This is a genomic window from Vibrio sp. Y176 (assembly GCF_033438945.1).
The window spans coordinates 1-963 of sequence record NZ_JAWOQS010000163.1 but is presented as its reverse complement, the minus strand read 5'-3'; the positions used below and the strand labels follow the sequence as shown (position 1 = coordinate 963).

Annotated in this window: 1 protein-coding gene; it reads right to left on the bottom strand. The window is 46.2% G+C overall.

What is annotated here, in order from left to right:
- Positions 1 to 963, bottom strand: a 963-nt coding sequence (gene vmrA / locus R7O13_RS24850; RefSeq protein WP_318304937.1) for a sodium-coupled multidrug efflux MATE transporter VmrA, incomplete at both ends; no start/stop codon positions are given.

Sequence of the window (963 nt, the reverse complement as noted above, 5' to 3'; positions counted from 1 at the left end):
CAAAGCATACTCATCACAACCAGACTTAACGCAATGTTGGATAGCGGGAATGCAATCCAAATGCCTGTCACACCCAACAGTTTTGGCATGATGAACAAGAACGGCAGTTGAATAAGCATATTACCTACCGTCACAAACATCGCCTTACTGCCTTTGTTGACCGATTGATAGTAAGCCCCTGCTACCACTAAGAAACCATCCAGAAACAGTGCGAACATGTGGAGACGAATTCCCACCACAGCACTTTCGATAAGCTGCTGATCCGCGTCATTAAAGACGGATACGAGCTGGTACGGGAAAAGGTTCATCAATACCACGAACACAACACCACCTAAAACCGATGTCCCCATAGCAATTTGTAGCAACTTACGAATGTTATCTTGATTTCGTGCGCCATGGTTGTAGCTCACCAAAGGCTGCATACCATTGGCAATGCCTTCCGCCACGAGATAATAGACCGTCACGATATAGCCTAAAATGGCGTAAGCGCCGATCAAAAGCGGGCTGCCGTATTGTGCGAATAACGCGTTGTGCAGAGCTACCATCGTAGATCCATAAGCGTACATAAAAAAGCTGGATGTCCCGATAAGCACAATTTTAGGAATAGCATCCAATTGCACTTTCAACTCTCTAAATGTTAGACGTAACTTCGCTTTAGAAGAGAAGAAGTAGCCCACACCTAGCACGGTGACAACCATCTGTGCCAATGCGGTCGCAATAGCCGCTCCTGTTAGCTCCCAGTTCATCCAAGCAATGAAAACATAGTCCAACACAATGTTAATGATTGCACCTATCACCATCAAAATTGTGGCTAAGTTAGGGCTGTTGTCGTTACGTAGCAAGAATGGAACCGCAATAGAGCCAAGTGAAAAAATACACGCGACGATTAGTATCTGGCGATATTGCAAACCCAACTCATACACTCGCCCATGAGCGCCTTGCCAACGCATGAAGGCATCCGCC